We start from the raw sequence: 13,644 nt of genomic DNA, 5'->3' as shown, positions 1-13,644 counted from the left end.
TCCCAGCTGCAGTCATCGGACGGGGCAGGATGGGCTGCAAGGATGTGCGGTGAGGGATGGGGCCTTGCGCCGCATGACCCGCAGGACCTGTACGGCAGCCGCACACGGACGGCTCGTCACATCGAGCCAGCCGTACCGCAACGTCGTCTCCGACCTCAGCGCAGCGCGGTTGTCGCGATCGAGATCCCGCCAGCGCTGTCGCGGCGCGAAGTGAAACCGGCCGTCCAACTCCACCACCAACTCGTACGGAACATAGGCCACATCGGTGTATTCGCCCTCTACTGCGCGCTGCCGTTGCCCCCGCGGCAAGCCGTGGGCGCGCTCGACGTCACGCAGGTATCGAAGCTCGAGCAGCGAATGCGTCCCCTGGGCGACGTCGGCGAGAATCTGCTGCAAAGCGGCACGATGCCGAAGCCGGGAGCGGCCCGCGAGGGCGGCCACGATCTCGCCGGGAGCCACTCTGCCGCTTTGGCAGGCCTCCGCGACGACAGCCGCCGCCGTGTCCAAGGATCGGGAGATGCCGATGATCTGCAGCACTGCCTCGGCGGGCCGGCTTCGTGGTGGGATCCCCTCGGCCAGACGGTCCTCCCAGTGCGAGTCCCGAGTGATCACGAGATTCGGGCGAGCGCGAACTCGCCGATGCCAGGGGACGGTCACATATACCGGGCGGCGGGCGTCGGGCTTGATCAGGCCGAACTGCTCCGCGGCCGTGTAGTGGCTCCACGACGCCTCCGGTCCGGCATAGAGGAGGGCCGCAACGAGCTGTTCGTGGTAACCGATCGGGCCGGTGTGTGTCAGATAGACACCGGGGTGGACGGTCTGCCAACGACGACCGTGCACACGGCTGCGAACTCGGCGGCGCACCTCGGCCTCGGAACTGCCGGCCGCCAGCAGTTGGGCGCGCGACACAACGCGGCTTTGAACATGCACGAGGACGTCGAGGCCCTCGTCCGCCAGTTGCCGCCGCCACCACCAATCCATCCACCCCACTATGAGTCAAACCGACGCCCGCCGCCGCGGCCCTGTGGACAACCGCTCGCTGGGAAACAAATGTCCAAATGCGCGACAAATGTTTCCCAGCAACTCAGCTCAGGAGTTGCTGTAGGGGGGCGCGGAGGGGGTGGGAGACGGCGAGGACGCCGCGGGAGTCGGGGGTGTGGTCGGTACCGTCCAGGTCCAGGACCGTCACGCCCGCCTCGCGGCAGATCGCGACGCCGGCCATCGTGTCCCACGGCTTGTTCGAGAACATGATCAGCGCGTCGAAGTATCCGTGCGCGGTCCAGGTCAGCGCGGTCGCGGCCGTCCCGATCATCCGCAGCCGCTGCACGCGCGGGTAGAGCCGCTGGGTCAGCGCGATCCGGTCCGCGTTCACCTGCTCGGCGTTCGGCCCGACCGCATAGTCGCCCACGGCAACCAACGCCTCGGACAGGTCGGCGCACTCACTGCCCCGGATCGGCGTCCCGTTGCAGGTCGCGCCGAGCCCCTCGGCGGCGACGTACGTCGTGTTCAGCGCCGGGTGGTCGATCACGCCCGCGACCGCCCGGCCCTCGTGGATCAGGCCCAGCGAGATCGCCCACAGCGGTACGCCGTGGATGAAGTTGACCGTCCCGTCGACCGGGTCCAGCACCCAGCGGGTCCCGTCGGTGGCGCCGCCCTCCTCCTCGCCGAGCACGCCGAGGTCAGGCGTCTCGCGTTCGAGGAAGGCCCGGACCTCCCGTTCGACGGCGAAGTCGACCTCGGAGGCCATGTCCCGGTCGCCCTTGGAGGTCAGCACCCCGGGAGCCATCGACTCGGTGACGGCCCGGCCGCGGGCGACGGCGGCTTGGGCAACCTTCAGCAGTTCGGCGAGATCCACACGCCCGAACCTACAGGGTGATCAGAGGGCGTCTGAGGACTCGGCGCCGTAGCGAGGAGGTGCTCGGTGCGGCATCTCGCCGCGCGGGGGCGAAGGTCTCGATGCGGAGCATCGTGGCCTTTGCACCCGTGCGGCGAGATGCCGTGCCGAGTGCCCCGCAGTAGGCGCCGGGTCCTCAGACGCCCTCTCAGGAGGCGGCGAGGCCCCGGAGCTTGAGGTCGACGACGGTCGGGGCGTCGGACTGCGAGTGCTTGTCGCCGGCCGCGACGACCGTGGCGACCTCCTGGTCGATCTTGTCCAGGCGCTCGTCGATCTTGTCCAGGCGGCGCTGCATCAGGTCGACGAACTCCGCGTTCTCGACCACCCGCGCGCTGGTGATCCGCGAGTACTCCTGCGCGACCTGGGCGCGCTCGTCGGAATGGGCCAGCCGCTCCACCAGCAACTGGTGCCGGAACAGCACGGCGCCTGCGATGGCGACCAGCGCGGCGCCCACCGCAGCGGCCCGGAGAATCCAGGCATTCTGCGAGAAGAGCGCAATACTCACACCCAGACAGACAACGATCAGCGATGCGTTGGCAACGGTGAGAACTGTGGTCCTGGTTCGACGGCGGCTACCCCTTGACCCCATGGGTCGCCATGTTAGGGGGTCTCGTCGGGGTCCTCGGGAATACGACACGCCCGTTCGAGCAACAATCCGGCCGTGACGACCAGCACTGAGATCACCGCCGCCGCTCCGGCCATGATCACTCTGTTACGAGGCCCCGAAGAGCCCATCGCCTGAACGAAGCTTAACGCGAACCCTGCGTAAACACCGGTGCACAACGCGCCGACAAAAGCGCTCGCCTTCCCGATCATCAACAGGAACACCGCGCGCGAGGGTTCCATCCGTTCCCGGCGTACCTGGATCCGCTGGTGGGTGTTGCGGGCGGCCACGAACAGCAACGCGGCCAGGAAGGACCAGGCGACCAGCGTCAGCCAGGACACCGACGGCGCCACCCCGCCGCCGGACTGGACGACCTTCACCAGCGTGACGCCGATCGCGAGGCCGAGGACGGCGATCGCGACCAGCAGCCGGCGCGACGTCGGCCGCACCGAGCCCTCGGGCGGTTCCTGCTGAGGCGCCCGGCCGGGCTCGGTACCGCCGGACACCACTACTGCAGCTCGATGTCGAGCTTGGTCACACCGTCGGTCCCGACCTTGGCGAGCAGGTCCGCGACCGGGCCGTGGCCCGGCAGCACGGCGTCCCGCTCGATGTCGAGCCAGGGCGCCAGCACGAACGCGCGCTCGTGCGCCCGCGGATGCGGGATGGTCAGCTCCTCGGTCTCGATCGTCTTCTTGCCGTAGACGATCAGGTCGATGTCGAGGGTGCGCGGCGCGCCCGGCACGCTGCGCTCCCGGCCGAACGCCTCCTCGACCGCGTGCGCGCGCTCCAGCAGCAGGTCGACGCCGAGCGTGGTGTCGGCCAGCAGCACGATGTTCAGGTACGGCCCGGACTCGTCGGGGCCGCCGACCGGCTGGGTCTCGTACACCGGCGATACCTCGACCACGACGACGTCCGGGGTGTCCCGCAGCGCGTCGACCGCGCCCTGCAGGTTCGCCTCCCGGTCGCCGAGATTGCTTCCGAGCGACAGGATCAACTGGCGGATCGGCTTGAGGCCTCCGCTCAGGGTGTCCGCGTCGATGACGTGGGGGCTAGGGGTCTCAGTCACGAGTATTCTCCGGCTCTGCGCTGCACGGTCAGGACAACGTCGTCGAACGGCACCGTGATCGGCGCCGAGGGTTTGTGGATGGTCACGGCCGTTGCTGTCACGCGCTCGTCGGCGAGACAGATGGCGGCGATGCGCTGGGCGAGGGTCTCGATCAGGTCCACGGGATCGGTCTCGATCGCCTTGTGCACCTGCTCGGCCAGCACCCCGTAGTTCACGGTGTCGGCCAGGTCGTCGGAGGCGGCGGCAGGCCGGGTGTCCAGCTCCAGCCGGACGTCCACGACGAACTCCTGCCCGTCGGCCCGCTCGTGCTCGAACACCCCGTGGCGCCCGAACCCGCGGATGCCCCGGATCTCGATCACATCAGGAGGATTGTTGGGACCGCTCATTCCGCCTCCTCCTGTCGGCCCCCAGACGACAGTACCGGGGAGGCATGGTGGATCCACAACCGCCAACCGGCGGAAGTTCTGCGGAAGACGTTGGTCGCGAGTGCCTTTCCGCCCGCGAAGCCCTCCTCCGGCGCACCCTCACCGGACGACAGGACATTCTCCGTACACGTGACGTACGCCACGTCTTCATCCACCCGTACCTGCACGTCGGTGAGGAAGAACTGGATGTACGGCGTGTTCGCGAAGATCATCGCCCAGGCCCGCATCAGCTCGGGGTACCCGGAGATCGCCGCGTTGCCCGGATGGATGCAGACCGGGTCCGGTTCCGGCAGCCAGACCGCCGCCATCAGATCCAGATCGCCGGCCTCGAACGCGTTGTAGAACGCGGTGTTCGCGTTCAGTACTACGTCCTCGACGGTTGCCCCACGTGCAGCATCGCCCCCTGTGCCCTGCCGTGGTGCATCCGTCATACCGTTCCCCATTTCTTCGCCACCCGGACCGCGTCCACGTTCGGTGCCACCGCGTGCGCCCGGACACACCAGGCACCGGCGGCAGCGGCCAGGGCGGATACGGCCACGCTCGCGTCGTCTCGTCGTACGGCCGGTCTGGGTTCACCGGTCTGCTCGTCGGCGAGCAGCCTACCGAGGAACGTCTTCCGGGACGCACCGATCAGCAACGGTCTTTCCAGTACCGCGAATTCCCGCAACCGGCGAAGAATCTCCCAGTTGTGGTCCGCGGTCTTCGCGAACCCGAGCCCGGGGTCGAGCGCGACCCGGCTCAGGTCGATGCCGGCCGCACGCAGCACCTCGAGGCGCTCGGCCAGCTCGGCGATCACCTCCGCGACCACGTCGCCGTACTCCGCCTTGTTCTGCATGTCGAGGGAGTGCCCGCGCCAATGCATGCACAGGTACGGCGCCCCACGCTCGGCGATCAACGGCAGCATGTCCGGATCGGCCAGCCCGCCGGACACGTCGTTGATCATCGTCGCGCCGGCGTCCAGCACCAGCTCCGCGACCGGGGCCCGCATGGTGTCGACCGAGATGATCGCGCCCTCCGCGGCGAGCGCCTCGACCACCGGGATCACCCGGCGGATCTCCTCGTCCTGCGACGGCCGGACAGCCCGCGGGCGGGTCGACTCACCGCCGACGTCGAGCAGGTCCGCACCCTCGGCCAGCAACTCCCGGCCGTGCTTGATCGCGGCGGCCGGCTCGAACCACTCGCCGCCGTCGGAGAACGAGTCCGGCGTCACGTTCACGACGCCCATCACCAGGCACCGGTCCAGCACCGGCAACCCGTCGACGTGACCCCACGGCTCAGTTCTCACCCACACACCGTAGTAGCCCGCGCCCCCAAGGCCTACAGAGAGGTCAGTTGGCGAGGACCAGGCGCGACTTCGTCGACTGCAGGACCACGCCGATCGGCTGTGCGTACGACTCGTTCGTCTGGCCGTACTTCTCCAGGCACTGGCCGTCGATCAGTGCCGCTCCGCTGGTGATGCCCTGGGCGTAGTTGCCGGTCATGTTGGCGCCGCCGGAGTCGCCCGCCTCGACGCACGCGGTGTGCTGGAACAGCCCACGGACCACGCGGTTGTTGCCGTAGTTGACGGTCACGTTCCGCGCGACGATCCGCCCGCAGGTCCAGCCGGTGCTCTTCCCGGACTTGCACAGCGTCGACCCGACGGTGGCGTCCGCGATCCCCTTGACCGCGACGTTGCCGTTGCCCCAGCCCTCGACGTACCCCTGCTGGTCCCAGCCGTCGATCACGCCGACCGAGCCGAAGTCGCTGCCCGGGAACGTCGACGTGTAGGTGTCGCCGAGGACGTACCCGTTGCGGGAGAACGACGGCTTGCCGGAGGTGCAGTGGCCGGCGGTCAGGAAGATCCGGGTGCCCTGGCGGGTCTTCGCGTTGAAGCCCAGCGAGCAGACGTACCCCGTGTTCTTGTCGACCTGGACACCGCCGCGCAGGCTGAAGTCGTCCGCGGTGGTCCGGACCGTCCCGGAGACCCGGCGGACCGTGACCTGCTCGCCGTTCGCCTCGGCGCGGGACAGGAACCGCTGGGTGATCGAGTCGTGCGCGTTCCGCGGGACGGACACGACGACAGTCCCGGTGATCGGGTCGACGTACCACGACCGCACCTTGCCGGCGCTGGACGTGGTGGCGACGTGGTTCAGCTCGTCCTGGACGGCGTTCAGCTGGCGGGCCGTGTACTTGACCAGCCGCGGGATCGCGCCGATCTGCCGGACCAGCTCGGCGGTCGACAGGTTCGAGACCGCGACGATCAGCTCGCCGGCCTCGTCGTAGTAGCTGCCCACGACACCCGAGTCCGAGCCGAGCTCCGACTCCAGGGTCTCCGCGACCAGCGGATCGATGGTGATGCCCGCGGGTTTCGCGGTCCCTGCGGTCTGGTGCCCGGTCTTGCTCCGCGTGTCCGCGGTGGCCCAGTTCGCCGCCGCCAGCCCGGTTGCCGTCAGGACGACGACTCCGGCGAGTGCGGCGCCGACCCGGAAACGCCCCGACATCCTGTCCTCCTCACACCGGCACCTGGTCCCCGTTGGCCAAGCACCACTACGGAAAGTAAACGCTCAGCGACAGAATGTCCATAGTCTCGCACTCTCAAACTTCAACGAGGCCAGGGGTTCGGGAGCTACGGGTGGGGCGGGTCTTCCGGCCCCACGCCGTCGCGAGCAGGTGCCCGCCGAGGGCCGCGCAGTAGGCGTGAGGCCGGAAGACCCGCCCTTCAGCCAACGATCAGGCTCATCGCCTCGGCGCGGGTGCTGGGGTTGCGGAGTTGGCCGCGGACGGCGGAGGTGATGGTTTTGGCGCCCGGTTTCCGGACGCCGCGCATGGTCATGCACAGGTGCTCGCACTCGATCACCACGATCACGCCGCGCGGCTCGAGGATCTCCACCAGCGACTCGGCAATCTGCGTGGTCAGCCGCTCCTGGACCTGCGGGCGCTTCGCGTACACGTCCACCAGCCGGGCGAGCTTCGACAGCCCGGTGACCCGCCCGTCCCGGCTCGGGATGTACCCGACGTGCGCGACGCCCGTGAACGGCACCAGGTGGTGCTCGCACAGGCTCCACACCTCGATGTCCTTCACCAGCACCATCTCGTCGTGCTCGAGCGCGAACGTGGTGGTCAGCACGTCCTCGGCGCCCTGCCCGAGCCCGGCGGTGATCTCGGCGTACGACCGGGCCACCCGGGCCGGCGTGTCCCGCAACCCCTCACGGTCCGGGTCCTCGCCGATCGCGATCAACAGCTCGCGGACCGCCCGCTCCGCCCGCGCATGGTCGAACTTCGGTGACGTCACCCGTGGAACGCTACCTGGCGGACACACGAAAACGCCGCCACCCGATCGGGTGGCGGCGTTCACGAACGCGGTTACTGGTGGTTCGGCGGGGTCGGGCCGCTGCCGTAGTCCGGCGGCCGGATCGCCTCGTCCGGGCCGACCGAGCCGCCCGGCAGTACGTCGGACAGCGAGCCCTCGTGCCCGTTCTGCCCGTTCTGCTCCGCGGGGGTCGGCATCACCGGCGGCTGGTCGGACGGGATCCGGGTCGACGAGCCGGTCCAGGCCGGACGCCGCTCGCGCTTGATCACCGGCTCGAACACCCGGGCGATCTGGTGCTTGTCCAGCGTCTCCTTCTCCAGCAGCTCCTCGACCAGGTGGTCCAGGACGGCCCGGTTCTCGACCAGGATGTCGAAGGCCTCCTGGTGCGCGTTCAGGATCAGCTTGCCGACCTCCTCGTCGACCGCGGCCGCGATCTCCTCGGAGTAGTTCCGCTGGCTGCCGATGTCGCGGCCCAGGAACGGCTCGCTGCTGTCCTGGCCGAACTTGATCGCGCCCAGCCGCTCGGTCATCCCGTACTGCGTGACCATCGCGCGGGCCAGCGCCGTCGCCTTCTCGATGTCGTTGGACGCACCCGTGGTCGGGTCGTGGAAGACCATCTCCTCGGCCGCCCGGCCACCCAGCATGTACGCGAGCTTGTCGAGCATCTCCGACCGGGTGGTGGAGTACTTGTCCTCGTCCGGCATCACCATCGTGTAGCCGAGCGCGCGGCCACGCGGCAGGATCGTCACCTTCTGCACCGGGTCGGAATGCGGCAGCGCCGCGGCGACCAGCGCGTGCCCGCCCTCGTGGTACGCGGTGAGCACCTTCTCCTTGTCCGACATCAGCCGGGTCCGGCGCTGCGGGCCGGCGATCACGCGGTCGATGGCCTCGTCCAGGGCGCGGTTGTCGATCAGCTGCGCGTTCGACCGGGCGGTCAGCAGGGCCGCCTCGTTCAGCACGTTGGCCAGGTCGGCACCGGTCATACCGGGCGTCCGGCGGGCAACGGCGGTGAGGTCGACGTCCTGCGCCATCGGCTTGCCGCGGGCGTGCACCTTGAGGATCTTCTGCCGGCCGGGCAGGTCCGGCGCGTCGACGGCGATCTGCCGGTCGAAACGGCCGGGCCGCAGCAGCGCCGGGTCCAGTACGTCGGGCCGGTTGGTGGCCGCGATCAGGATCACACCGCCGCGGACGTCGAAGCCGTCCATCTCGACCAGCAGCTGGTTCAGGGTCTGCTCGCGCTCGTCGTGGCCGCCGCCGAGACCCGCACCACGGTGCCGGCCGACGGCGTCGATCTCGTCGATGAACACGATCGCCGGGGCGTTCGTCTTGGCCTGCTCGAACAGGTCCCGGACCCGGGAGGCACCGACACCGACGAACATCTCGACGAAGTCCGAGCCGGAGATCGAGTAGAACGGCACCCCGGCCTCGCCGGCCACCGCACGGGCCAGCAGCGTCTTACCGGTACCGGGCTGGCCGTAGAGCAGCACGCCCTTCGGGATCTTGGCGCCGACCGCCTGGAACTTGCCCGGCTCCTGCAGGAACTCCTTGATCTCCTGCAGCTCCTCGATCGCCTCGTCGACACCGGCGACGTCGGCGAACGTGGTCTTCGGGGTGTCCTTGGTGACCAGCTTGGCCTTGGACTTGGCGAAGCTCATCACCCGGGAGCCGCCGCCCTGCATCGAGTTCATCAGGAAGATGAACACGACCGCGATCAGCAGGAACGGGATCAGCGTGGAGAACACCTGGCCGATGAAGCTCGGCTTCGGGTTCTGCACGTCGTACTTCTCGATCTTGCCGTCCTGGTACAGGCTCTGGATATCGCTGCCCAGGCTCTGGCCCTGGCCGTCGACATAGTGCGCCTGGATCTTGCTGCCGTCGGTCTTCTCGACCTGGATCTGTTCGTCCGGGTTGTTCAGCGTCACCGTTTTGATCGTCTTGTCGCTCGACGACTTGGCCTGCTGGATCAGCTGGACGACCTGGCCGGTGGACTCGGTCTTGTACCCGGACGAGCCGGTCAGGAGCTGCCCGATCACCAGTACGCCCAGGAAGGCGACGACGATCCAGAACAGGGGTCCGCGGAAGATGCGCTTCACGTCCATGATCGGGGCCGAGGCCCCGTCCCTCCTAGCTCGGCAGGCCCGGGAATGCGGGCTTGTGACGGTAACACCAGTCCAAGTGTCTCGTGTCGCACAAGACAACACACCACGAGGGTCACGAAAGGACGGGTGCGACCCGTTGTACAGGCTGCCGCCAAGTGTGCCCGCCAGTGGCGCTCAGGAGTAGACGTGCGGTGCCAGTGTCGCCACGCAGCGCAGGTTCCGGTACTTCTCCGCGTAGTCGAGCCCGTATCCGACAACGAACTCGTCCGGCAGGTCGAATCCGACGTACTTGACCGGGACGGACATCTTCGCGGCCGCGTCCGGCTTCCGGAACGCGGTGCAGATCTCCACCGAGGCCGGACCGCGGGACTGCAGGTTGCTGACCAGCCAGGTGAGCGTCAGGCCGGTGTCGATGATGTCCTCGACGATCAGCACGTGCCGGCCGCTGATGTCGGTGTCCAGGTCCTTCAGGATCCGGACCACCCCGGACGACTTGGTCCCGGAGCCGTACGACGAGATCGCCATCCAGTCCATCTCGACGTGCCGGGTGAACGACCGGGCCAGGTCGGCCATCACCATCACGGCGCCCTTGAGGACGCCGACGATGAGGAGGTCCTTGCCCTCGTAGTCCTGCTCGATCCGCCCGGCGAGTTCCCGGAGCTTCGCGAGGATCTGGTCCTCGGTGTAATGGATCGTGCTCAGGTCCTTCTCGATGTCCGCAGCATCCACGCGGCTCAGCCTGTCACATCGGGGCCCAATGCGATGAATCCGCCCCGGCGGACGGCCCGGACGCCTTGTGGTAGATCGATCCAGCGCTGCCCGCGCCAGTCGGTGGCCAGCGCGTCGACGGCCGCCACGTGCCCCGCGGTGAGATCCGTGGCCCGGCAGCCGGCCTCCAGCGCGGCCTGCCGCAATACGCGCGTACGGACCGCGGCGGGCTCGTCCAGCAGTACGCCGACGTCGCACTGCACCTGGCCCTCGTCCCGGCTGAGCGCGGTCTCGGCTGCGTCCGCGGCGAGCTGGTCGAGCGCGTCGGCGTCCGCCCGCAGCAGCCCCGCCGTACGGGCCAGGGCCTCGACCACACCGGGCCCCAGCGCCTCCTCCAGCACCGGCAGCACCTCGTGCCGCACCCGGACCCGCGTGTACTGCGGGTCGTCGTTGTGCGGGTCGTGCCACGGCCGCAGCCCCGACGCGATACACGCCGCCGCCGTAGTGGCCCGCGGCACCTCCAGGAACGGCCGCCGCAGCAACCCGACAGCCGGAGCCATCCCGGCCAACGACCGCGCCCCGGATCCGCGCCCCAACCCGAGCAGCACGGTCTCCGCCTGATCGTCACGGGTGTGCGCCAGCAGTACGACGTCCGCGGCCAGCTCGTCGGCCACCTCACGCAGGGCGTCGTACCGCGCCGCCCGAGCCGCACCCTCCGGCCCACCGTCCGAGCCGACCGTGACGGCCCGCACCCGCACCGGGTCCAGCCCGAGCCCCCGGCACTGCTCGGCAGCCGTCTCCGCCACCTGCGCCGAGTCGGCCTGCAGCCCGTGGTCCACTATCACCGCCCCGGCCCGCAGCCCGAGCTTCGGCGCCTCGAACGCGGTCGCGGCCGCCAGCGCCAGCGAGTCCGTACCGCCCGAGCAGGCGACCAGGACCGTCGTACCCTTCGGCAGCTCGCCGAGCGTCGTCCGGACGGCCTCCCGGGTCCGGGCGACAGCCGGGTGGAGCTTGCCGCGGCGGTGCTCCACGAGCTCCTCGACCCCGTCGCCCACGGCCGGCCTCAGCCGTGCAGCCGGGCGACCCAGGCGTCCGGGTTCGCGATCTCGTTCTTGGTCGGCAGCGTGTTCGGCCCGGTCCAGACCCGGTTGAAGCCCTCCATGCCGACCCGGTCGACGACCCGCCGGACGAACGCCGCGCCGTCCTTGTACTGCCGCAGCTTCGCGTCCAGCCCGAGCAGCCTCTTCAGCAACTGGTCGACCGGGTTCCCGCCGGCCCGCCGGGACGTGAACTTGGCCCGGATCTTGTCGACGGTCGGGATCACCGACGGCCCGACCCCGTCCATCACGAAGTCCGCGTGGCCCTCCAGCAGCGACATCACCGCGGTCAGCCGGTCCAGCACCGCACGCTGCTCCGGCGACTGCATCAGGTCGACCAGGCTGAGCTCGGCCTCGCCACGCAGCGACCGCCCGAGCCGCTGCACGGCCTCCCGGAACATCACCGCGTACGCCGAAGCGTCCAGCTCGGCCTGGTCCAGGAACAGCGCGATCTCCGACCGCAGGTGGTCCCGCAGCCAGGGCACCGCCGTGAACTGCACCCGGTGCGTCTCCTCGTGCAGACACACCCACAACCGGAAGTCCCGCGGTACGACGTCCAGCTCGGACTCCACGTGGACGACGTTCGGGGCCACCAGCAGCAGCCGCCCGGTCACACCGGGACGGTCCGGGTCCGGCACCGCCGGGTAGAACGGGTCGAACTGGCCGAGCACCCGCGACGACAGGAACGCCAGCAGCGCGCCGGCCTCGATCCCGGTCACCCGGGAGCCGACCGCGGACGCCAACGCGGCCCGGTCCGCCTTCTCGCGCAGCTTGTCCGCCAGCGGCTGCAGCACGGTCCGGAAGCCGTCCGCGTTCGCCTGCACCCAGCCGGGCCGGTCAACGATCACCACGGGCGCGGTCGCCGACGTCGCCTGCAACCCGGTGAATTCCCGGACGTGGCCCTCGGACTCGGCAGCGAACTGCCGCAGGTCGGCGACCACCTTGTCCGCCTCGGCGCGGCTGACGGCCGGGCCGGGGCGCACCAGCTTCCGCGCCACGCCGGTCGCCAGCTGCCAGTCGACCATCTCGGTCGTGGTCCCGCCTTCAGCCGTACTCATATAACGACCCTAGTGGTATGTCCCAACAATCAGCAGCCGCAGTTGGCGAGCGCTGAGGTGGCGCGGTCGAGCGCAGCGCGCGCGTCGAGCGTCTTCGGCACCGGGACGCTGTCACTGGCGATCGCGAACACCAAGAGCGTGCCTGTGCGGTCACGGGCGTACCCAGCGAGGCTGTGGACGCTGGTGAGCGTCCCGGTCTTCGCATGGACCAGCCCGAGGCCCGTGCTCGTGCCGGCAGTCGTGAACCGCTCCCGGAGGCTCCCGTCGAACCCAGCGATCGGCAGGCCGGTCAGGAGGTGCCGCAGCTCCGGGTGGTTCTTCGATGCCGCTACACGCACCGCACCAGCCAGCAGGTCCAGTGGGACCTTGTTGGCGCGCGTGAGCCCGCTGCCGTCGTAGATGGTCGCCTTGGAGACGTCCAGGCCCAGCTTGGTCAGTGCGGCGCGCACACCCTTCACACCGCCGATATAGGAGCCGCCGTTGCCGGTAGCGATGCCTACGTGCCGCAGGAGCGTCTCGGCGCCGTCGTTGTCGCTGTGCAGGTTGATGTACTCAACGATCTGCCCGAGCGTCGGCGACTTCACCTGGGCCAGCAGCGGCGCACTGGACGGCGCGTCGACCGGCTTGGCCGTGGCAGCCACCTTGATGCCGTACTGCTGCAGGAGCTTCTGGAACGACTGGGCAGCGGCCAGCGACGGTGAGGCCGAGCGTTTCGCCATCCCGGGAGCGATACGGCCCTCGTTGACCCACAGGGCCGACGTCGGAGCGGCAATGCCCTCGGGGACGTAGTTCGCCTCCCAGTGCGTGTTCACGGCCGGGCCGGAGAACAGCGTGGCGTCGTACCCGAGGGTGACGGACGCAACCCCCTGCGCCTTGAGCGCCTTCGCCGTACTGGCGGCGAGCGTCTGGAGCGTGGCCCGCGCCGGGAAGCCGTCGCTCGCGGACGGCTTCGCCGCGAGCAGTGGGTCGCCGCCGCCGACCAGGGCGATCGACCCCTTGCCCAGGCTCACCACGTTGGTCGCGAACGTGTGGTCCGGGCCGAGCGTCTCCAGCGCCGACACCGTGGTCAGCAGCTTGAGCGTGGAGGCCGGCGTGTACGGCGTACCGGCGCCGACCGAGAACACCGGCTTGCCACGCGAGGCGTCGTACACGTAGATGCCGTGGTGCGGGCCGAGCGACGGGTCCTTCAGGATCGCGGCCAGCGCGGCCCCGACACCCGCCGCGGTCGGAGCGGGGCCCTCGGTGGTGGCCGGTGCCAGCACGGGCGGCGCCTGCTGGTCCTGCCGGACCGCTTCGGGTACGGCGCGTGCGCTGCTCGTGCAGAGGGCGGCACAGAGCGCCGTACTGACGAGCGTGACGAATGCCGCACGGGCAGGTCGGGCCACCGGGCTGCTCCTGTCATTC

General features: G+C 69.7%; 15 protein-coding genes. All 15 read right to left on the bottom strand.

From position 1 onward, the window contains the following. Positions 1-12: 12 nt before the first annotated feature. The 15 genes from ACXJJ3_RS26110 to dacB all read right to left on the bottom strand — a co-directional run bounded on the left by ACXJJ3_RS26110 (position 13) and on the right by dacB (position 13,625). The gene (locus ACXJJ3_RS26110) at positions 13-981 is read right to left on the bottom strand and encodes a hypothetical protein (RefSeq protein ID WP_458164481.1); all 969 of its coding nucleotides are present in this window, start codon (positions 979-981) and stop codon (positions 13-15) included. 103 nt (positions 982-1,084) lie between these two features. Continuing rightward, positions 1,085-1,855 (bottom strand): inositol monophosphatase family protein, encoded by a 771-nt coding sequence (locus ACXJJ3_RS26105; RefSeq protein WP_458164480.1) that lies wholly within the window; start codon positions 1,853-1,855, stop codon positions 1,085-1,087. 187 nt (positions 1,856-2,042) lie between these two features. After that, complete coding sequence (locus tag ACXJJ3_RS26100; protein ID WP_458164479.1) at positions 2,043-2,399, bottom strand: hypothetical protein; 357 nt, start codon at positions 2,397-2,399, stop codon at positions 2,043-2,045. 95 nt (positions 2,400-2,494) lie between these two features. Further along, entirely contained in the window at positions 2,495-3,004 is a 510-nt protein-coding gene (locus ACXJJ3_RS26095; RefSeq protein ID WP_458164478.1) for a DUF3180 domain-containing protein, read from the bottom strand. Between the two features lie 2 nt (positions 3,005-3,006). Further along, positions 3,007-3,564 carry a 2-amino-4-hydroxy-6-hydroxymethyldihydropteridine diphosphokinase gene (gene folK, locus ACXJJ3_RS26090; RefSeq protein ID WP_458164477.1) on the bottom strand — a complete coding sequence of 186 codons (558 nt, stop codon included), beginning with the start codon at positions 3,562-3,564 and terminating at the stop codon, positions 3,007-3,009. Further along, positions 3,561-3,950 (bottom strand): dihydroneopterin aldolase, encoded by a 390-nt coding sequence (gene folB, locus ACXJJ3_RS26085; RefSeq protein ID WP_458164476.1) that lies wholly within the window; start codon positions 3,948-3,950, stop codon positions 3,561-3,563. The genes folK and folB overlap by 4 nt, the downstream gene beginning before the upstream one ends. Beyond that, a complete protein-coding gene (locus ACXJJ3_RS26080) occupies positions 3,947-4,420 on the bottom strand; it encodes a nuclear transport factor 2 family protein (protein ID WP_458164475.1) in 474 nt (157 codons plus the stop codon). Before ACXJJ3_RS26080 ends, folB begins: the two co-directional genes overlap by 4 nt. Beyond that, positions 4,417-5,214 carry a dihydropteroate synthase gene (gene folP, locus ACXJJ3_RS26075; RefSeq protein WP_458171948.1) on the bottom strand — a complete coding sequence of 266 codons (798 nt, stop codon included), beginning with the start codon at positions 5,212-5,214 and terminating at the stop codon, positions 4,417-4,419. Before folP ends, ACXJJ3_RS26080 begins: the two co-directional genes overlap by 4 nt. Positions 5,215-5,317: 103 nt before the next feature. Continuing rightward, entirely contained in the window at positions 5,318-6,469 is a 1,152-nt protein-coding gene (locus tag ACXJJ3_RS26070) for a S1 family peptidase (protein ID WP_458164474.1), read from the bottom strand. 218 nt (positions 6,470-6,687) lie between these two features. Then, positions 6,688-7,260: a GTP cyclohydrolase I FolE gene (folE, locus tag ACXJJ3_RS26065; protein ID WP_458164473.1), complete on the bottom strand. Its 573-nt coding sequence runs from the start codon at positions 7,258-7,260 to the stop codon at positions 6,688-6,690. Between the two features lie 71 nt (positions 7,261-7,331). Next, positions 7,332-9,377 carry an ATP-dependent zinc metalloprotease FtsH gene (gene ftsH / locus ACXJJ3_RS26060; RefSeq protein ID WP_458164472.1) on the bottom strand — a complete coding sequence of 682 codons (2,046 nt, stop codon included), beginning with the start codon at positions 9,375-9,377 and terminating at the stop codon, positions 7,332-7,334. A 174-nt stretch (positions 9,378-9,551) separates the two neighbouring features. Next, entirely contained in the window at positions 9,552-10,106 is a 555-nt protein-coding gene (gene hpt / locus ACXJJ3_RS26055) for a hypoxanthine phosphoribosyltransferase (protein ID WP_458164471.1), read from the bottom strand. Positions 10,107-10,111: 5 nt separating this feature from the next. Continuing rightward, positions 10,112-11,140, bottom strand: coding sequence for a tRNA lysidine(34) synthetase TilS (gene tilS / locus ACXJJ3_RS26050; protein WP_458164470.1), 1,029 nt, complete (start codon positions 11,138-11,140; stop codon positions 10,112-10,114). An 8-nt stretch (positions 11,141-11,148) separates the two neighbouring features. Next, complete coding sequence (locus tag ACXJJ3_RS26045) at positions 11,149-12,240, bottom strand: zinc-dependent metalloprotease (protein WP_458164469.1); 1,092 nt, start codon at positions 12,238-12,240, stop codon at positions 11,149-11,151. 29 nt (positions 12,241-12,269) lie between these two features. Continuing rightward, entirely contained in the window at positions 12,270-13,625 is a 1,356-nt protein-coding gene (gene dacB, locus ACXJJ3_RS26040) for a D-alanyl-D-alanine carboxypeptidase/D-alanyl-D-alanine endopeptidase (protein ID WP_458164468.1), read from the bottom strand. Positions 13,626-13,644: the final 19 nt, after the last annotated feature.

It is taken from the genome of Kribbella sp. WER1, assembly GCF_054189145.1.
This window is presented reverse-complemented; position numbering and strand designations above follow the sequence as displayed.